The sequence below is a fragment of the Shewanella sp. c952 genome, assembly GCF_019654975.1.
In the GTDB taxonomy this organism is placed as follows: Bacteria; Pseudomonadota; Gammaproteobacteria; order Enterobacterales; family Shewanellaceae; genus Shewanella.
This window is the reverse complement of record NZ_BPEW01000008.1, coordinates 24,900-43,990: the sequence shown is the minus strand read 5'-3', so window position 1 is coordinate 43,990 and position 19,091 is coordinate 24,900. Positions and strand designations below refer to the sequence as shown.

Below are 19,091 nucleotides of genomic sequence, written 5' to 3'. Positions count from 1 at the left end.
TAGCCGCCCTCTTATTCCATAATAAATAGAAAATTCAAATCATTTATAACTTTTAGTTATTAGCACGATAGCATGTATCATAAAATCAGCACTCAAAAGTCACTAAAAACTTTTAAATCAATTACTTATAGTCGGAGATTGTATTTTTCATGCTAAACAGGCCATTCAACGAACTGCTATTCGGCACTAAGTTATTGCATTTGGATCTAGTTAGCTTGGCCAATATTAGCTTTACATCACAACGCATCGACTCATTAGCATGAATTGTTCGCCACATCATGGAAAGGGTTACCAGATTGCTATATCTCTGTTAATAACCTCGCTGGCTAGGTAAACTTATCCGCAAACTAGAAAAGCACCATTTTGACCAATTTCAGGGAATGTTATGAACAAGCTAGGCGCACTATTTTTGTCTATTGGATTAAGCTGCACATTTACATCAGTTGCCGAACCCGTTAAAAGCACAGAGCAAGCAAATAGCAGCACTGAAGATATCGAAGTCAAGCGTGAGAAGTCACTGGTAGATAACCGTATTACCCAAGAAACAGAAACCGGTGACCGCCCTTATGTGATAACACCGCATAAGGTGAACTACATTCTTCCTGTGACTTACAACAGTTCACCGAATATGGAACCCTTTGCTCAAGAGGCAAAAGAGCATCCTTTTACCCTTGATAATTTAGAAGCTAAATTTCAAATAAGTTTTAAGTTTCCACTGTGGCACAATGTTTTTGGCGACAACGGTCACCTATTTGCCGCTTATACCAACCAATCTTATTGGCAGGTTTATAACAAAGATATCTCTTCGCCGTTTAGAGAAACAAATCATGAACCTGAAGTGTTTATGCTTTTCACTAACGACTGGCAGCTCGGCCCTTTAAAGAACTCTTTTTGGGGAGTAGGCGCTGTGCATCAATCAAATGGCCAAGCAGGCTCTTTATCAAGAAGCTGGAATCGTATTTACGGCATGATGGTATTCGATTCAGGGCCATTTGCACTCGAAGCAAAAGCATGGTGGCGCATCCCCGAAGATGAAAAGGAGACACCGACATCGCCTCAAGGGGATGATAATCCTGATATCACAGACTATATGGGCAATATTGAATTCAGAGGCGTTTATGGGCTGGATGAGCATAGATTTACTTTGATGGTACGTAACTATGTACAAAAACCTAACTATGGCGCGGTTGAATTTACTTGGAGTTATCCCATCATGGGCAACTTACGCTTATACACCCAATACTTTAATGGCTACGGTGAAAGTTTAATCGACTATAATTCTCATAACCAACGCATAGGTATAGGGATCTCGATTAACGACATTCTTTAGCTAGGTTGCTGGGAAGTGTGGGCATAAATGCAGTGACCCGAATTGTTAGAAATGGCAGGCTATATGATTAATTAAGCCTGCCCATATCAGGGATTAGATATGGCATTGAGCGTTAAAAGTATCTTTTTTATCTTTGCAACTATGATGCTCATAAGTGCCGTGCAGCTAATTAGGATCTCTTTTTTCCCACACAGCGCCTCTTATCAGCTAACTTCAGAGCAGCAAAAACAAGACATTCAACAGTTACTCAGAGATATCAATCAAAAATCAGCTTTTGCGGCATTAGATCCTGACAAAAAACACAAGTTTAATTTGACTGCACAACGTTTGCTACTCGCCAATCTCCCGCACACTAACAGCTCAATATTCCAGATTCGTTTACAAGCTTGGCTGTCGACATTAAACGATCCTGCTGTTAGCGTCTCGCAGCCCAATAGTACGCCTCGATCCAAAGCGCTAACAAGCTTCCAAGGCGTGTTACACCATGATGGCAAACACTGGCTTGCATTTATGTCGAAGGAAGAGCAGTTTGATGAAGACTATCCATATCTCACCCATATTGATGGCCTGCCAATGAATAGGTGGGTAACCGCTGCTCAACAGTATATCCCTGACTCTTTGAAGCTTTCCGCAATAGAGCAAAGCCGCTGGATATCTCGCATTAACCAACTAAGACAACAAATAGGCCTTCCCCTGTCGGATTCGGCTCAATTCACTTTTACAAATTCAGCTGGCGATAGCATTCAACGTACGATGCGATTAGACAACTCAAGCGATAGCAAGATTGATGTAAGCTACAGCGCGACACTTGTACATAAGCAAGCGTCTTTGGCGCGAGAGACTTTACAATACCCAGCAGATAACAAGTTTAAGAGTCACTTTTTTAAGCAACTTGAAGCTAACACTAGCAACCCCATTAAGCTGGATATTCGACAGTTAACTTCAATAGATAACCGACTTAACCAATGGATTAACGATAACGTTGCTCCTAGCTACACTCCTTATAACAGCACCATTGGCTTGATAAAATACAAACGTTTTCCAAGCTCAACTTCTGCCACCTTCTCAAAACAAGCTTTTTTTCCGTTAAATGAGTTATCTTTTTTTGAACAAACTCAATTAGAAACTGTAGGTTTTAATAGCCAGTTTGATGGTACACAAGCTTTTAGCCATTGGCTTGTACGCGGAACAGAGGAATATTCCAACGCGGCGAGTGAAAAAAGACAGCTACACTTACTCGTCGATTCAAGCTGTCAGCAAGAGTGTGAATGGCTGGCACTAAGAGCGGCAAACTGGCCAAATGTAAAGGTCGTAGGAGAGCAAACCCGAGGCAGCTTAAGCCCGCGTTATTCGGTGAAGCTGAAGCATAGCGGTATTAGCATAAAGTACAGTGCAGCACTGACTTATAGCCCCCAAGGTAGATTGATTTCAGGTGTTGGGCTCTCTCCTCACATAAAACTGAGTGGATATGCCCTTAACTATCTAAATACTACTGATATGATTGCCGAAGAGCCCAAAGCCTCAAAACGTTTAACTGCTGGCAACAAACGAACAAGCGCTAAAAGACTGCCATAGGCCCATCTTTTATGATGAATTAGCCACTTTTGTTCCATAGCTTGCTTAAGTAAGGTATAAGAGCACTATGAAAACCCCTAAACGACTCCAACCATTGGTTGATGAAGGATTAATAGACGAAGTTGTTCGTCCGTTAATGAGTGGCAAAGAAGCTGATGTCTACATCGTAAGGTGTGGCGATGATGTCCGCTGCGCTAAAATCTACAAAGAAGCTGACAAACGTAGCTTTAAAAAAGCCGTCGAATACCGCGAAGGCCGTAAAGGCCGCAACAGTCGCCGCGCTCGAGCAATGGAAAAAGGCTCAAATTATGGCCGCCAAGAGCAAGAACAGGCTTGGCAAAATGCCGAGGTTGATGCGCTGTTTCGCCTAGCTTATGCCGGTGTGCGAGTACCGACACCATATGGCTGCTTTGATGGCGTATTGTTGATGGAGCTGGTCACTGACGACGCAGGCTACGTGGCGCCAAGACTGAATGATATTAGCCTTACTGCCGAGATGGCGACCGCACATCACTATCAAGTGATGAAAGATGTACAACGTATGCTCTGTGCTGGCCTTATTCATGGCGATCTCTCTGAGTTCAATGTACTTCTGGATGACAAAGGCCCGGTAATTATCGATCTACCTCAAGCAGTAGATGCTGCAGCCAATAATAACGCCAAGCGTATGTTACTTCGAGACGTGAACAATATGACCCAATACTATGGTCAGTTTGCACCATCATTATTGAAAACCAAATATGCACAAGAGATGTGGTTAAAGTTCGAATCTGGTGAACTGTCACCTGAAAGCGAGTTAACTGGTGAGTTTATTGAGAGCGAGCATACCGCTGACATTAATGCAGTATTGGAAGAGATCCAAGCTGCATTTGAAGAGGAGCAAGAGCGTAAAGAGCGCATTAAAGATGCCGCTGAAGAGGATGAATATTAATATTCGTCAGTAAACGCTTTCATTCAATTGAATCATCTACAGCCCAACAAATACACTGTTGGGCTTTTTATTGGCTGGTATTAAGTCTGCAATATCTAAGCTATCGTGGAAAATTCTCGCCTATCAAGATGAGCGGTTAGCGATTGCGATAACCTCAATCAGCCCGTAGACTCAAGCTTATCGACTAAACTCAGTATGATCCTAATGTCATTAGTAGCAGATACCAACCAAACAATAGATTCAAATAGCCCTAAGACCATACGTAAGACTGTGCGCACAGCTCGTCGTAAGTTGAGTTTAGCGCAACAAAAACAATCCTCCATTTTAGCGGCAAAAAGTGCGCTAGATAAACTCAAACAACTAAAAGCAGCTAAAGTTGCGCTCTACCTTACTAATGACGGTGAGCTCGACACAGCGCCTTTGATTGAAATGCTATGGCAACTGGGAATTCAAGTTTACTTGCCTAGGCTACACCCCTTTAGTGCTGGCAACCTGATCTTTCTTCAATATGAGCCAAAGAGCGCTCTAGAGAAAAACAATTTAGGTATTTGGGAGCCCAAACTCAACATCACTCAAATGATCCTGCCGCATCAATTAGACGTGGTGATAACCCCGCTGGTAGCATTTGATAGATTCGGCAATAGAATGGGGATGGGGGGCGGTTACTACGACAGAACCCTAGCCAACTGGCAAGCGACGAGCAAACCATTGCCTATTGGTTATGCCCATGACTGCCAACAAGTCAGTAAACTTGCCAGTCAGCTATGGGATATTCCGTTACCTTTCATTATCACACCATCAAAAAACTACTCATTTGGTTAGTCCAAACTTGTGAGGGTTACAGTATTCTATACCTGCCAATCAATTGGTTGGCCGCCTTGTTGTGCAATTAGCGTATTGATTTGAGAGAAGTGTTTGCAACCAAAAAAACCGCGATAAGCAGACAGTGGTGATGGATGAGGTCCGCAGACAATTTTGTGCTGCTTAGCAGTAATGACCTTGCCTTTCTTCTTCGCATGAGCCCCCCAAAGCACAAATATAATCGGTTGTGGCTGTTCATTGAGATGCAGCAGTACATTGCTGGTAAATGTTTCCCAACCTGATTTAGCGTGAGAATGTGCTTTACCTTGCTCTACGGTTAACACCGTATTAAGCATCAGCACCCCCTGCTCTGCCCAGGCTTGCAAGTTACCATGGTCAGGCGTCTTAAAACCTTCTATATCAGTCAGCAACTCTTTATACATATTAACCAATGATGGCGGAGTTTTAATCCCTTTTTGCACCGAAAAGCACAAACCATGGGCTTGATTTGGACCATGGTAAGGATCTTGGCCAATCAGCACCACCCGAACCTTTTCCAGCGGGGTGTGTTCAAATGCTGAGAGCACCAAGGACTCATCTGGATAGATAACTTTTTCTGCTCGCTCTGCGCTAACAAATGCCTCAAGCTCAATAAAGTAGTCCTGCTGTTTCTGCTGCTGGATGAATTGTTCCCAACTTGATTCCGTAGCCATAGCTCTGCTCATATAAGTATTTTCCTCTATAGTAAAAGTTCGGCTTAACCCATGCAATCCATTAGATTGTTTGATGTTTAGTCATTGGTATTAAGTCACTAAGGTGATAAAATATGCGCTCATTTTTTGCCTAGGACGGCCTCTCAAATGTTGAACCCTTCATCTTCAAAGTCACAGTCTGGATTTACATTAATAGAGCTTGTTGTTGTCATCATTATCCTAGGGATCCTCGCAGTTATTGCTTTACCTAAGTTCATTAATTTGTCTGAAGATGCACAAGTATCGACAGTTAAAGGTACTGCAGGGGCATTTAAGTCAGGGCTTGATCTGTCAAGAGCGGTATGGGCTGTAAAAGTTGGTAATGGACCAGTGGAAGACCTACCGGTATTTGGCACTGCACAATCAGGTGAAGTTGACTTTAATGCTAATGGCTGGCCTGCACAGCACTATATTCATGGCAATGAAGCATCGCCCAAGCTTGACAATGTTGACGACTGTATTTCGGTCTGGCAAGTTATCTTTCAAGGTGATGAGCCGAGTGTATCTAATAACAATGCCGATGAGACAGACTATAAAGCAATCTATAGTGCAACTGCGACTTGTACATTTAACTATAGAGAAAATACCAACTTATCAATTCAATACAATTCTAATTTAGGCTCCGTTACAGTAGACTCAGATCCAAACAGTTAGATTAAGTTAAGCTAAACTCAATTCAGACAAACTGAATAATGGATCTATTCATGACCAATAAATCAGTCCAACAGGGGTTCACGTTAATTGAACTGGTTGTTGTTATTATCATCTTAGGTATTCTTGCCGTTATCGCTTTCCCTAAGTTTATTAACCTAAGACAAGATGCAGAGATAGCCACCCATCAAGCGACCGGTGGTGCCTTTAAAGGAGGAATAACCTTAGCCAATGTAAAATGGGCTGCGGCAGGAAATTCAGGTCCAGCTGACAATTTGCAAGTATTTAGCGGTGGTGCATCTGGTCAATTAGATATCAACCAATGGGGCTTTCCTGCGCAAAGTTATCCCCCCTTTGAGAGCAGCCCGCGGCTAAATAATACCAATGACTGCATGTCTGTTTGGCGCACGGTACTAGAAGATGCTCCCATTGTCTCTAACTCGGTAAATACGCCCGATGCAGTTTATCGCGCCGCTTATCAAAGCCCAGACCAGTGCTTCTTTTACTTTCTCCCAGAACAGACTATGTCTATCTATTACGACTCTAGAGACGGTAGCGTTATTACCGATTCAGATCCCAATAGTTGATATCAATGGTTTATTAGCTGCTAATTTAAGATAGAATCAGTCATCTAAATCTCAATCATTAAGAGCATAAGCAGAATGTCAGAAGCTAAAAAAGAAACCACAATTTTTGAAATAGCCGATCAATTCATCGCATTGGCCAACGAACTTTCAGCAAAAGAGCAAGATGTCGGTAAAGTCGGCACAGGAATGCGTTTTGCAGCAGCTCGTTTTAATGCGTTTGAAGCATCACTAAAATCAGCTGATCTTGCAGCAGAAAAAGATAATGCTCTTGAATGGTTTAGTAACGAGTATAAAGAGATGTTGAAAGACAATCTTGAAGACCATATTAAGAATCCATCACAGCCAAAAGCTGAAGAGCCTGCTAAAGATGACTCTGTGCAAGTATTCAATTCTTAATGAATACCTAAAAGCTGCACAAAAAAGCCATCATTGCTGATGGCTTTTTTATTACGTAAATAGTACCTAAAGCTCCATCCTATAGGGTAACCAGTACTCTTAGCGCTAATAAAATCAGTACAACCCCAGACAGCTTATCAATCAATGCCGCTTTCTCTCGCAGCTTAGGTAACACTGCTGAGTGTGATAAAACCAGTGCAATAAGAGTATACCAAAGGCCATCCACCAGTAGAGGAGTCAGCACAATCAACCCTTTAGCAGTCATGTTATCTGCGACCATGACAAACTGACTAAAAAGCGCCAAGAAGAACAGCATAATTTTTGGGTTAAACAGTGAGATAGCCAAGCCATCACGAGCAGCAGTAAATGCATCCGTTGACTTACCCGCTGCCAATTTGTCCGACATACCACCTTTAGAGCGCAAAGCTTGTACGCCCATGTAAGCTAAATACAATGCCCCTATAATCGCGATACCATTAAATACCATCGGAGCCTGCTTAAGTACCACTGCTAGCCCGAGTAAAGTCACCAAGGCATAAACGCCGATACCGATGGAATGAGCCCATGCACAGATAATACCTTTGCCTCGACCACCACCTAAAGTATGCCTTACCACCATAGCTAAACTAGGCCCTGGAGACATCGCGCCTAAACAACAGATAGCGAGCAATCCTAGCCATACACTAAAACTCATTTATGATTTCCCTTTAAAGCCCGTTTTAAATTTGAAGCGCTGCTGTGATGAGTTCAGAGTACCCGCGCAATTTTACCGCCAGTTTAACCAATGCTGAATAATATCGACAAGGTCTTAATTGCTATTAATCGTGGTACATAAGCGAGTATTTTAATTGTGCGCATTGACAGTTCTCCCCGATGCCCACTCTCTTAAGCCTGAAAGTTTCTCACGCATAACGACCGATAAGGGTCGAGTGTTGAGCAGTTCAGTCATTAGCACCTGTTGATCCACTCTTTGATTAGTCGCTCTGGCTGTATAAATTGCTGAGATCACCGCTTGTTCAATTTCAGCTCCCGAAAAACCTTCACTCGCTATCGATAATTGCGCCAAGTCCAATACATTAGGCTCTATACCTCGCTTCTGTACATGAATAAGAAAGATGGCTTGGCGGATCTCATCATCAGGAAGATCGACAAAAAATATTTCATCCATACGCCCTTTTCGCATCAGCTCCGGTGGCAGTGCACTGATGTCATTTGCCGTAGCAACTAAAAACACCTCTGACTTCCTCTCAGCCATCCAGGTAAGTACGGTGCCCAATATCCGTTTAGAAGTACCATCATCGCTATCACCACTGCTTAAGCCTTTCTCTATTTCATCAATCCACAATACGCAGGGTGACATCAGATCGGCCAACGTTAATGCTTGACGTAGATTCTTCTCCGTCTCACCAATATACTTGTTATACAGCGCTGCCATATCAAGTTTTAGTAACGGCCTTTGCCATAATCCAGCAACCGCCTTCGCCGCCAAGCTTTTACCACTTCCTTGCACTCCGAGTAGCAAGATACCTTTAGGGCTTTCAATATTGCAGGTCTGCTCTAATTGCGGCTTACGATGCTGCAGCCACTGCTTGAGATTATGCAAACCAGCAACTTGAGAAAAATCACTAGTGTCATATTCAAACTGCAGCACCCCATCCATATTAAGCAGTTCAAACTTACCTCGATTAACAAGATCTATATCTGAGTGAGTAATAGCTCCATCATCAACAATTGCCTTATGAGCTAGGCGACGGGCATCATCAAATGTGACTCCGCGAAGATTATCTGCGAGCTTTAACGCTGCCGACTCATCCACTTCAATGTTCAAGCCCTGTTGATTTGCTTGTCTGACCTGCTGCTGAATAATATTAAGAAGCTGAGTACTGTTTGGCAGAGACAATCTAAAATGGGCACAATAGCGTTTGATTTCAGGCGGTATATCAAAAGCATGACTAATCAAGATGATAGTGTGCTTTAACGATTCATACTCTAGTGCTATCTCTTTTAGTAAACGGGTATTCTTCGGCTCATCAATGACAAATGGATGAAAATCGCAAAGCGCATAAATTCCTCCTTGAGGCGTTGATTTTATCTGTCCTAATATATCGGCAGGTTCACTGTTAAATTTTTGCACTCCTAGCTGTTTATCTACCCGAGATAAGCCCTTGGTGATGCTCCAGCTAAATAACGGTTGATATAAAACTTGTGACACCCTTTTTAGTAAATCTAGAACTCGATACTCTTCATAGGTTTCGATAACCACGATAGGCGTGTTGGAGCGTAAAATCGCAGTTAAATCCCTTATATCTTGCATGTTTTACAACCTTAATTATCAAAATTTACTAACAATAAAGGGACCTAAAAGGTCCCTTTATCAAACTCAACGACTCAACTCTTAGTGGAATAGGTAGTTCAACCAGCCCTGCATTCTCAACAAGACTTTGCGCATAATTGCCACATGAGCAAAGTGCTCGGTATATATCGCGATATGTCCAGATACACCCGCTGGAAATTGATTGAGAATCTCTCTATCTTCAAGCTCAATAACAACAATTGAACGACCACGAGATGTCATTGAACTTGCTGTAATTAATCGCCCACCAGATTGGATCTCACCTTCAGCCATCGCAGGTAATACTTGAGCGACTTTACCTTTAAATACTACCCCTGGTGCTCCGTCTAAAATAACTTCAGCTTCATCTCCCTTTTTAAGCCTTAACAGAGAATTCTGCCAAAATGCGCCAGCAAAAAGACGATCTTCATTCGGAATAAAACTCAGTAATGATCTTAACGGCATAGGGACAGCAACAATTCCTGGGCGCAGTGCCATCTGTGTCACCATACCATCAGCAGGTGCTCGCACCACGGTTTGCTCAAGATCAAACAGCGCTTTCTCAAGCTCTCCCTGAATTCCTGCGACTTTAGTATTCACCCCGTCAACGTTAGACTCGTATGCCAGTTTTACACGTAACGCCTCGGCATTTGCTGCAGTAAGCTGTGCTTCAGCAGCTAAATAGAGCTGACGTTTGTTGTCCAGTTCTAGCTCTGTAAATGGTGAGTTAGCACCACCTCGTTTGCGGCCTTTTTCATAACGGTCGAATGCAGACTTAGTTCTATCTCTATCAGCCTCGGCTCTCATTACAGCAGCCTTAGCAGTTTCCCAAGCAGCCTCCAATTGAGGTACTTCAAGTTCGGCAGCAACTAATGCTGCGCGCTTTTGCTTCACAATAGCGGCGTAACCAGTTGCATCCAACTTAAACAACACATCGCCTTTTTTAATCGGAGTATTAGGTTCCACGTCAACCGAAACCACGACGCCTCTAACTAATGGGTTTATAGGCGTCGAAACAAACATATCCTTAGCAAAAGGTGTGTAAGGATGGTTATAGTTCATTAATAAAATTAAAGCACCGACAATAAAAATACCGCCTAAAATAGCAGTGGGTACAGTCCATTTTGTTAGCGGAATTTTAAATATTTTAAAAATAGCAATGCACACAGCGGTGTAGGTAAGAATCAGTAGTAAATCCATATTACACTTTCTCCTCTGGCGTGATATTAGTCGTATCCACGACAGATTTGCTCAACTCAGCGGTAGCATTGATACCTTCAACTGCAGCTAATCTTTGCTCCAGTTTTCTAACCGTTTCAGTCAGGCCTTTAACCTCACTCTCTAATATCTGTTCTTTCTCAACTACTTGGCTGAAACCCCAACCTCGGTCTTCGCGATAAAGTGTCGCCCAAATCCACAAAAATGGCCATATAGCATGTAGTGTGAATAAGCTCACCCAGCCCGCAACATGCAGAGCATCTTGCTGCGGATGATTTCGCTTTTTAGCGATTTCATAAGGAATATCGTGTATTGCTATTACGCCGTAAAAAATAAAAATGGCGACAAAAAATATGATGCCTAACGCAAAGTAATCTAAAAACACAGCGCTCTCCTTTTATTGTTTTGATTACATCTATAACTGTCAATTCTATACAAACATCTTGGCAACAAACTACTTACAAAGCTATGTTTTTTTGAATTAAAACATTATATAAGCATAGAGTGTTTTTCTAAATCAGCGTGATCTGCCGCACGTTTATCGTCAATGCTACATTGCGAGCTCAATTGGCAAGGTAGACTAAAAACAATAATAAATAATGCCCCTATGTTGTTTACATTGCAGCAAGGAGAGCATCCCTACAATTTAAACAAAGGTAAAAAAGATGATAGGTACTGCATTAAGTCAAAACGCTAAGCGCGCTATGCTGCTTGGTTGTGGAGAGTTGGGTAAAGAAGTAGCCATTGAACTGCAACGCTTTGGTATTGAAGTTATCGCCGTTGATCGTTATCCAAATGCGCCGGCAATGCAGATTGCGCATCGCAGCCATGTGATAAACATGCTAGATCCCGAGGCATTGGAGCAGGTCATCAACTTAGAAAAACCTGATCTGGTGATCCCTGAACTTGAAGCTATCGCCACCCAAGCATTGGTTGAACTAGAAGCCAAAGGGGTAAATATAATCCCAACAGCCAAAGCAACACAGTTGACCATGGATAGAGAAGGCATACGCTGTTTAGCTGCTGAAACATTATCAATTCCAACTTCACCTTATTTCTTTTGCGATACCGAAAACGAATTTAGAAAGGCCATTAGCCAGATTGGTTTACCTTGTGTGGTAAAACCGGTAATGAGTTCATCAGGCAAAGGCCAAAGCGTGGTTCGAGATGAAGCTCAAATAGACTCGGCTTGGCAGTATGCCCAAGAAGGCGGCAGGGCTGGCGGTGGACGCGTTATTGTTGAGGGCTTTATCGCGTTTGATTACGAAATTACTCTACTAACAATTAACGCCATAAACGGCATTCATTTTTGCGACGCTATTGGCCACCGTCAAGAGGATGGTGATTATAGAGAATCATGGCAGCCACAAATTATGTCAGATGTTGTTAGAGCTAAAGCACAAGATATCGGTGAAAAAGTGGTAAAGGCACTTGGCGGCTATGGCTTGTTTGGTGTTGAACTATTTATCAAAGGTGATGATGTTTACTTTTCAGAAGTATCACCTCGCCCCCATGACACCGGTATGGTGACTATGATCAGCCAAGACTTATCTGAGTTTGCACTGCATGTGCGGGCAATTTTAGGCTTGCCTATCAGTAATATTGTACAACATGGTCCCAGTGCATCAGCGGTGATCTTAGCCAATGGCCAATCGACTAATATTCAATTTTCTGGAGTTGCTGAAGCGCTAGTAGCGCCCAATACTCAAATTAGACTATTTGGTAAACCACAGATTGATGGCAGCAGACGACTCGGTGTTGCACTAGCCAGAGATAGCAGCATTGAAAAAGCAGTCGACAAAGCACTGACCTCTGCCAGTAAAGTTAACGTCGTTCTTTAACAGCTTTGCTAAAGGTAGTTGATTAAAACTGACTAACAAGGCTCTATATTTCTGCTGAGATACAGAGCCTTTTTTCAACCAATCATGCTACTCGTTAACTCTATTAATTGTCTTTCCTGCTAAAAAAGCAATCAGGTTATTTACAGCAATATTTAACAAGTTTTGTCTTGCTTCAATGGTTGCCCAAGCATTATGCGGTGAAATAGTAATATTTGGCGCTGATAGCAGTGGATTGTCTGCTTCAGGTGGCTCTGTCGATAAAACATCGACACCACAAAAAGCTATCTCCCCTTTTACCAAAGCATCAGCCAAAGCCACTTCATCAACTAAGCCGCCACGAGCAGTGTTTATCAGCATAGCGCTACGTTTCATTTTCCTGAGTACGTCTTGATTAATGAACTTGTCAGTAGCAGCTGTTAATGGGCAATGCAGTGATACGATATCTGCGCTGAGGAATAACTCATCTTGCGTTACCCAAGTGCATCCCATGGGTAGTTTAAGACTGGAATGTCGAGTATTAACCATCACCTTCATACCAAACGCTAGCGCGATTTGGGCGACTGTGCGGCCAATATCACCAAAGCCGATTAAGCCTAAGGTTTTACCTTTAAGTGATTGCAGCGGCGACAGGGTAAAACAAAAATCAGCACTTGATGACCATCTCCCCTGCATAACAGCATCAGAGTGACGAGCAACTTGCTGTGTGGCGTGTAAGATATGCGCAAATACCATTTGTGCTACAGCGTCAGGGCCGTAACCTGGAACATTGGTGACCACGATATCAAGTGCTTTAGCAGCATCGATATCAACCACATTTGTGCCAGTGGCAAGCACCCCGACATATCTAAGTTTCGGAAGCTGCTTTAAGGTAGCGGCATCAAGCACCGTTTTGTTAGTGAACAATACCTCGGCTTCTTTGCTGCGCGCCAACACATCTTGTGCTGGTGTACGCTCAAAACAATCCAACTCTCCAATGTCTTCAAGAGGCTGCCAACTTAGATCGCCAGGATTCAATGCATATCCATCTAATACCACTATTCGCATTTATCACTCTCACATTTTTAAAATTTCAAACTTGCACCGATATTAGCTTGGCCTTGCCACATAATGTCAGATTGAATATTCCAGATACAACCTTGGCCACTGCAAAAGAGTTGATTGTCTGCGCTAATAAAAGTCGCGTAGCCTTTTACTTCGGCAAATAATGACAGCGCGTTAGTCGCTTGATACTCAACCCCGCCACCTAACGCAACCGAAAAACGAGTTTCATTAGAATATTCACCACTGGGGCGTAGCTGAGTCAAACCAAGACTGGTAGTCACATAAGGTTTTACATTTTCGACTGGGAAATACAGGCTGCCACCAACATGAAAATAGTCGACATCCATTTTAGAAATGATATTAGGGCTAAAATTGCCACTTGCGCGCAGATCAGTAGATTGGTGACTATAGAGTAAATAAACATTACCGGGATCTTTTGTGGTAAAGCCGAGCATAACGCCATAGTTCTCAGATTCTGACAGCTTCACGGTGCCACTATCTTCACCTTGAGTGCTGTAGACATCAAAATTGCTGGCGCCGAAACTATACCCTCCAAAAGGGGCAACATAGACTTCAGCAGCAGCGGGTAAGGAGCATAATCCGATCAATGCAAGTACTAGACTCTTTTTCATGACAGTTCCTTTTATTATTTTACTTTCACTAATTCAAGGCTTAACGCATACCTCTATCACTTTTAACCCTATCATAAGCGGCTTGAATATCCTGTGCTTTTGTTTTTGCCAGCTCCATCATTTCAGGTGGCAAACCTTTGGCCACCAGTTTATCAGGGTGATGTTCATTCATTAACTTACGATAACCACGCTTAATATCCTGGTCTGACATCGACTCTTCCATTCCCAACACGTCATAAGCATCAGCAACGGAAGTCTGATGACCCGCTCCGCCCTGTTGATGGAAATTGAATTCAGCTTGCCATCTTGCCAACAGTTCATCGAGTTGCTTTTGGCTAAAGCCTAACTCTTTTGCAATGGTCGATAGAATCGTATGTTCTTTAGGATCCAGCTTCGCGTCTGATAGCGCCGTTTGAATTTGGATCTCTAAGAACATCTGTAGTAGCTCTTTACGACCCATAGAGATCAATCTAAACGTCTTCAAACAGGCGTGAATATCGAAGTCACTCTCTTTACCTTCTCTAAACGCAGCCTGCGCATCGGCCCTTGCATCGCCAGTAAGACGCATTTGATCCATCAGCGCATTTGCAATACGAATATCAACTTCTGTAACCTGACCAGACGCTTTTGCTACATGCCCCATGACAGCAAATGTGGTATTGAAAAATAGCGCTTGGCGCTTACTGCTACTGCCTATACCTGCTCTAGCACTTTGACGGCGGTCATACATATGCCCAAGCCACAAGCCAAAAATGGCACCGCCAAGGCGACCGAACATATAGCCAATAATAAAACCGAAAACCTTACCCCAAATTCGCATTACTTACCCTTTTGTACTTCACGCTCTTCAATTTTGTTAAGACGTTCTAGCGTACCAACATCACACCAATATGGAGCAAAATGTTCTGCAGAAACCTTACCATTGTCCATCGCTTCTCGCAGTAGCGGCGCGAGTGCAAAAGCTTGCTCGGCAATATTACCAAACAGAGCAGGATGATATACTCCCATGCCTGAAAAGGTGAACTTGTTCTCACCAAGCACCGAAGCTTTACCTTCTATTAGTGCGAAATCGCCAGCGGGATGCTGTATAGGGTTATCAACCAACCATAGATGTGCCAGTTCTCCATCGTTCAATTCATTGATTTTTGGCAAAGTATCAATAAAGACATCACCATTAATAACAAAAAATGGCTTATCGCCAAGTAAGCTCAGTGCCTTTTTTATTCCACCGCCGGTTTCCAGCGCTTGGGTTTCTTCGCTATAACTGATTGTTAGCCCCCAAGTGGCGCCGTCTCCCAGTGTAGAAACTAGCTTATGGCCTAGCCATGCATGGTTGATCACCACCTCTTTAAAGCCCGCTTTGGCGAGCTTTTCTAAGTGGTAAATAATAAGAGGTTTCTCGGCTACTTCAACCAAAGGTTTTGGTAAATGGTCTGTCAACGGTCGCAGTCTCTCTCCCCGTCCAGCCGCTAAAATCATTGCTTTCATGGTTTGGCCTTTACAGCTGGAATGATAACGTTTGTAATCCACTGGCTAAATTCTGTAAGTTCGGCATAACGACTAGCAATATCGCGAATATATTCCAATGTTAACGGAATATCGGCCATATATGCAGGCTTGTTATCTCGATAGTTCAATCTAGCGAAGATGCCTGCAGCTTTGATGTGTCGTTGCAGTCCCATCAGATCAAACCAACGCTGATATTGTGAGAAACTCACAGCTGTAGACAACAACCCAGCCTCTAACGCTTGCTTATAATGGTGCGACATCAGCTGGTTGACAATCGGTTCAGGCCAACGAATGTAACAGTCGCGCAATAGTGAAACTGCATCATAAGTCACAGGTCCTATAACCGCATCTTGGAAGTCAATCACCTTCAGCTCGTCATCTTGCAGCATGATGTTACGACTGTGATAATCTCGATGCATACCAACTTGAGGCTGTTGTCTGACATTCTCAACTAAAATATCGAAAATATCATGAGTACGCGACTCAACTTCATCCATCGCCAACCCTAGATGGTGAACTGCTAGCCACTCGATAAAGATGTTCAACTCTCGCAGCACAAATTCATCATCGTAAATAGGCAGTGCGCCCTGTTCAGTCGCTGTCACTTGAGCAATATCGTTAAGCAGTAATAACGCTTTTTGATAGTAGTCGGTCAAATTGCCAGCGGTCAGCACCGATAGCAATTGGATATCACCAAGATCACTAAGGAGCATAAAGCCCTGCTGAACATCGCTAGCAACCACTTTAGGAACAGCAATACCTATAGCTGAATAACTTTCAGCTATTTGTATAAATGGCGTTATTGGCACCAGCTTTGGCGGCGAATCAACTACAATATAAGAAACTGAATCAACGACAACCCGAAAGTATCGCCTGAAACTTGCGTCACCCGAAATAAGCTCTGGGGTAATATTTGAGCTAAAATATTGCTTTAGCCATGCATTTAACTGAATAAATCTAGGATCTGACAAGGGCACCTCATGGCTCTTAAGAAGAAATTGCTTTATTATAACGACAAAATGGAAACAGCTAAGCGATTGAAACAAATTATTTGGCTGAGTTGCCCAAGAAAGGGTGCAACTTTTCTCTTCTTCAATAGTCCAGACTAAGAAATCATAATTAATTGACCTAAGATGCAGATCCGTTATTTTCTGGCCTTGAGCCTGCTTCCCCAATTAGTCTTGGCAAATGACGCCAATACTGCAACTGTTGAAAGTTCGCAGTGTGTTATTGAGCCTCCAGTAAAACCGTACGTGCCGCTGTATGATTTAGACAGCCCAGCAGATCTTGAACGTATCTCTATCATTTCTGACAGCTCCAAAGCACAAATGGGCAAACAAGCCCAATTCAGTGGTGATGTGAGTTTTAGTCAAGGCGGACGTAACATCTCTGCGGATGAGGCTATTTTAGATCAAGAGACTGAGGAGCTAGCCGCCAACGGTAACTTGGTATTTCAAGATGAGCAGTTTACCGTTACCGCCGATTCTTTAGTAGCTAAGATGCGCAGTAATAGTGCCACATTACTCGGCGCACAGTATTGGCTGCACGGACAACAAATTCATGGTGATGCCAATAAACTGGAGATCACCAAAGATAACAATTTACTGCTCTCCAAGACTAACTTCACCACCTGTCCTCCCGATTCGCCATCTTGGTTACTAGAAGCTGACAAAATAAAAATTGACAGCACTGAGGAGTGGGGAGAGATCTGGGACGCCAAGCTTAAAATTGGTGGCGTACCCGTTATGTATATTCCTTACATGACAATTCCAGTATCAGATAAACGAAAATCAGGTTTTTTATTCCCATCGTTTAGTACCAGTACCACTAACGGCGTAGAATTTGCCGTGCCTTATTATTGGAATATTGCACCTGAGTTTGATCTTACATTTACACCTAACTATATGTCTGCTCGTGGTTTATATACCAAAACAGAGTTTAGATATCTGGCTGGTGAAAAGCAGCAAGGTCAATTGAACTTCGAATTTTTACCCGACGACGATAAGTTAACCAACAGTCCGAATCGTTACCTGTATCATTGGGAACATAGCGGAGCCATAGACAAAAATTGGCGCGTATTGGCTAACTACACCGATGTCTCTGATAATAACTACTTCAACGATCTTAATTCCGATGTTCAACGTGCGACAGATAACCAGTTAACTCGGATTGGTGAAATTAGTTATTTTGAAGAAAACTGGGACATAAGCGGCCGCGTGCAAGATATTAAAGTACTTGGAGAGGAGGAAAAACCTTACCAAGTTATGCCACAGTTTACCTTTAACTATCGAGCACCTGAATACTGGCGCGGTTTTGATGTTAACTTGATGAGTGAAGTCACTAACTTCTCCCATCAAGACAGTGAATACTCAACCGCGACGCGTTTGCATATTGAGCCGAGTATTTCATATCCGATTCATGGCCCAGCAGGTTCACTAACAAGTGAAGTTAAACTACTGCAAACTAATTATTGGCAAGACGACAACTCAAATTTGGCAAACTCGCCACTTGATGACACCGTCAACCGTACGCTACCGCAAGTTCGAATTCATGGTCAGATCAATTTCGAACGCTTTACTGATTACTTTAATACTAATTATCGTCAAACTTTAGAGCCCCAGTTCCAGTACCTTTATGTTGGCTATGAAGATCAATCGAATATTGGTATTTACGATACCGCTCAGTTACAAGAAGATTATAACGGCCTGTTTCGCGAACGTCGCTTTTCAGGCTTAGATAGAATTGCTGATGCCAATCAATTTACCTTAGGTTTAACCACCAAGCTGTTTGACGAACAGAACAAAGAGATTTTTAAATTCAGCTTAGGTCAAATTATTTATTTAGAAGATAGCCGTGTAGGCATCAATGATGTCAACGGCAGTGCCGACACATTTGTTCAGGAGAACACCTCGAACTCCGCACTAGCCGCAGAGCTCAGCACCCAACTCTATGCCGATTGGTTCTTAAGCGGCTCGATTCAATATGACGCCAAAGAGAGCGAAAACAAGAAGAGTGAATTAACGGTTGATTATCGCCCAGGTAAAAATAAGCTATTACAGGCCAGTTATCGTTATGTGCCCGACTTACTCAATACCAACACCAATGAGTCCGTCGATATTAAGCAAGTCGGCTTTAGAGGTGCATGGCCAATTAACGACAACTTATATCTGGTTGGAAACTGGTATTATGACCTCAATGAGAGCCGCAGCGTAGAAACCTATACTGGATTTCAATATGAATCATGTTGCTGGGCAGTACGTTTGAGTTATCATTATCGAATTAAGACTAATTACGTTGACGAAGACAACCCAGTCAATGATACTCGAGAGCTATTTGAAAGCGGTGTTTACTTAAACTTCGTGATAAAAGGCTTAGGCGGTTCGGGTCCTTTAGGGGTTTCAGATATGCTTGACGATGGTCTATTTAACTATCGTAAACCGCTTTACTTGAAGAATTAGATAAACAAAATTAGCTAAAATGCTGAACCTAGCTGAA

The 19,091-nt window shown here is 42.8% G+C and carries 19 protein-coding genes; 9 read left to right on the top strand and 10 right to left on the bottom strand.

Translation table 11 applies throughout. The features are described from left to right. Window positions 1-385: 385 nt before the first annotated feature. The 4 genes from K5R16_RS07885 to K5R16_RS07870 all read left to right on the top strand — a co-directional run bounded on the left by K5R16_RS07885 (window position 386) and on the right by K5R16_RS07870 (window position 4,658). Window positions 386-1,330 (top strand): phospholipase A, encoded by a 945-nt coding sequence (locus tag K5R16_RS07885; protein ID WP_220736998.1) that lies wholly within the window; start codon window positions 386-388, stop codon window positions 1,328-1,330. A 99-nt stretch (window positions 1,331-1,429) separates the two neighbouring features. Continuing rightward, entirely contained in the window at window positions 1,430-2,905 is a 1,476-nt protein-coding gene (locus K5R16_RS07880; protein ID WP_220736996.1) for a S41 family peptidase, read from the top strand. A gap of 67 nt (window positions 2,906-2,972) precedes the next feature. Then, entirely contained in the window at window positions 2,973-3,836 is an 864-nt protein-coding gene (locus K5R16_RS07875) for a PA4780 family RIO1-like protein kinase (RefSeq protein WP_220736995.1), read from the top strand. Window positions 3,837-4,040: 204 nt separating this feature from the next. After that, window positions 4,041-4,658 (top strand): 5-formyltetrahydrofolate cyclo-ligase, encoded by a 618-nt coding sequence (locus K5R16_RS07870; RefSeq protein ID WP_259649798.1) that lies wholly within the window; start codon window positions 4,041-4,043, stop codon window positions 4,656-4,658. 26 nt (window positions 4,659-4,684) lie between these two features. On the opposite strand, the gene ung is transcribed toward K5R16_RS07870, so the two are convergent. Further along, a complete protein-coding gene (ung, locus tag K5R16_RS07865; RefSeq protein WP_220737098.1) occupies window positions 4,685-5,350 on the bottom strand; it encodes a uracil-DNA glycosylase in 666 nt (221 codons plus the stop codon). Between the two features lie 147 nt (window positions 5,351-5,497). On the opposite strand from ung, the gene K5R16_RS07860 reads away from it, so the two are divergent. The 3 genes from K5R16_RS07860 (at window position 5,498) to K5R16_RS07850 (ending at window position 7,023) form a co-directional block, all read left to right on the top strand. Beyond that, window positions 5,498-6,043, top strand: coding sequence for a type II secretion system protein (locus K5R16_RS07860; protein WP_220736993.1), 546 nt, complete (start codon window positions 5,498-5,500; stop codon window positions 6,041-6,043). A gap of 50 nt (window positions 6,044-6,093) precedes the next feature. After that, a complete protein-coding gene (locus tag K5R16_RS07855) occupies window positions 6,094-6,627 on the top strand; it encodes a type II secretion system protein (RefSeq protein ID WP_220736992.1) in 534 nt (177 codons plus the stop codon). A gap of 75 nt (window positions 6,628-6,702) precedes the next feature. Beyond that, the gene (locus K5R16_RS07850; RefSeq protein ID WP_220736991.1) at window positions 6,703-7,023 is read left to right on the top strand and encodes a DUF3144 domain-containing protein; all 321 of its coding nucleotides are present in this window, start codon (window positions 6,703-6,705) and stop codon (window positions 7,021-7,023) included. 79 nt (window positions 7,024-7,102) lie between these two features. Here the strand turns inward: K5R16_RS07850 and K5R16_RS07845 are convergent, their stop codons facing one another. From K5R16_RS07845 to K5R16_RS07830, 4 genes are all read right to left on the bottom strand, one after another. Next, window positions 7,103-7,717 (bottom strand): LysE family translocator, encoded by a 615-nt coding sequence (locus tag K5R16_RS07845; protein WP_220736990.1) that lies wholly within the window; start codon window positions 7,715-7,717, stop codon window positions 7,103-7,105. Window positions 7,718-7,867: 150 nt separating this feature from the next. Beyond that, window positions 7,868-9,337 carry an AAA family ATPase gene (locus tag K5R16_RS07840; RefSeq protein ID WP_220736989.1) on the bottom strand — a complete coding sequence of 490 codons (1,470 nt, stop codon included), beginning with the start codon at window positions 9,335-9,337 and terminating at the stop codon, window positions 7,868-7,870. Window positions 9,338-9,418: 81 nt separating this feature from the next. After that, on the bottom strand, window positions 9,419-10,555 hold the full coding sequence (locus tag K5R16_RS07835; protein WP_220736988.1) for an HlyD family secretion protein: 1,137 nt from the start codon (window positions 10,553-10,555) through the stop codon (window positions 9,419-9,421). Window position 10,556: 1 nt separating this feature from the next. Then, on the bottom strand, window positions 10,557-10,958 hold the full coding sequence (locus K5R16_RS07830; RefSeq protein ID WP_220736987.1) for a DUF3302 domain-containing protein: 402 nt from the start codon (window positions 10,956-10,958) through the stop codon (window positions 10,557-10,559). A 280-nt stretch (window positions 10,959-11,238) separates the two neighbouring features. Here K5R16_RS07830 and purT point away from each other — a divergent pair, with 280 nt between their 5' ends. Next, window positions 11,239-12,414, top strand: a complete 1,176-nt coding sequence (gene purT / locus K5R16_RS07825; protein ID WP_220736986.1) for a formate-dependent phosphoribosylglycinamide formyltransferase — start codon at window positions 11,239-11,241, stop codon at window positions 12,412-12,414. Window positions 12,415-12,501: 87 nt separating this feature from the next. Here purT and K5R16_RS07820 read toward each other — a convergent pair whose 3' ends face one another. Genes K5R16_RS07820 through K5R16_RS07800 form a run of 5 tightly spaced genes read right to left on the bottom strand, consistent with a single transcriptional unit; the run spans window position 12,502 to window position 16,573 of the window. Continuing rightward, window positions 12,502-13,458, bottom strand: a complete 957-nt coding sequence (locus tag K5R16_RS07820) for a D-2-hydroxyacid dehydrogenase (protein WP_220736985.1) — start codon at window positions 13,456-13,458, stop codon at window positions 12,502-12,504. Window positions 13,459-13,475: 17 nt separating this feature from the next. Further along, the gene (locus tag K5R16_RS07815; protein WP_220736984.1) at window positions 13,476-14,087 is read right to left on the bottom strand and encodes an outer membrane beta-barrel protein; all 612 of its coding nucleotides are present in this window, start codon (window positions 14,085-14,087) and stop codon (window positions 13,476-13,478) included. Window positions 14,088-14,127: 40 nt separating this feature from the next. Continuing rightward, window positions 14,128-14,907: a co-chaperone DjlA gene (gene djlA / locus K5R16_RS07810; protein ID WP_220736983.1), complete on the bottom strand. Its 780-nt coding sequence runs from the start codon at window positions 14,905-14,907 to the stop codon at window positions 14,128-14,130. Next, window positions 14,907-15,575 (bottom strand): N-acetylmuramate alpha-1-phosphate uridylyltransferase MurU, encoded by a 669-nt coding sequence (gene murU / locus K5R16_RS07805; protein ID WP_220736982.1) that lies wholly within the window; start codon window positions 15,573-15,575, stop codon window positions 14,907-14,909. Before murU ends, djlA begins: the two co-directional genes overlap by 1 nt. Next, window positions 15,572-16,573: an aminoglycoside phosphotransferase family protein gene (locus K5R16_RS07800; protein ID WP_220736981.1), complete on the bottom strand. Its 1,002-nt coding sequence runs from the start codon at window positions 16,571-16,573 to the stop codon at window positions 15,572-15,574. Before K5R16_RS07800 ends, murU begins: the two co-directional genes overlap by 4 nt. A 156-nt stretch (window positions 16,574-16,729) precedes the next feature. On the opposite strand from K5R16_RS07800, the gene lptD reads away from it, so the two are divergent. Beyond that, a complete protein-coding gene (gene lptD, locus K5R16_RS07795; protein WP_220736979.1) occupies window positions 16,730-19,054 on the top strand; it encodes an LPS assembly protein LptD in 2,325 nt (774 codons plus the stop codon). Window positions 19,055-19,091 lie beyond the last annotated feature (37 nt).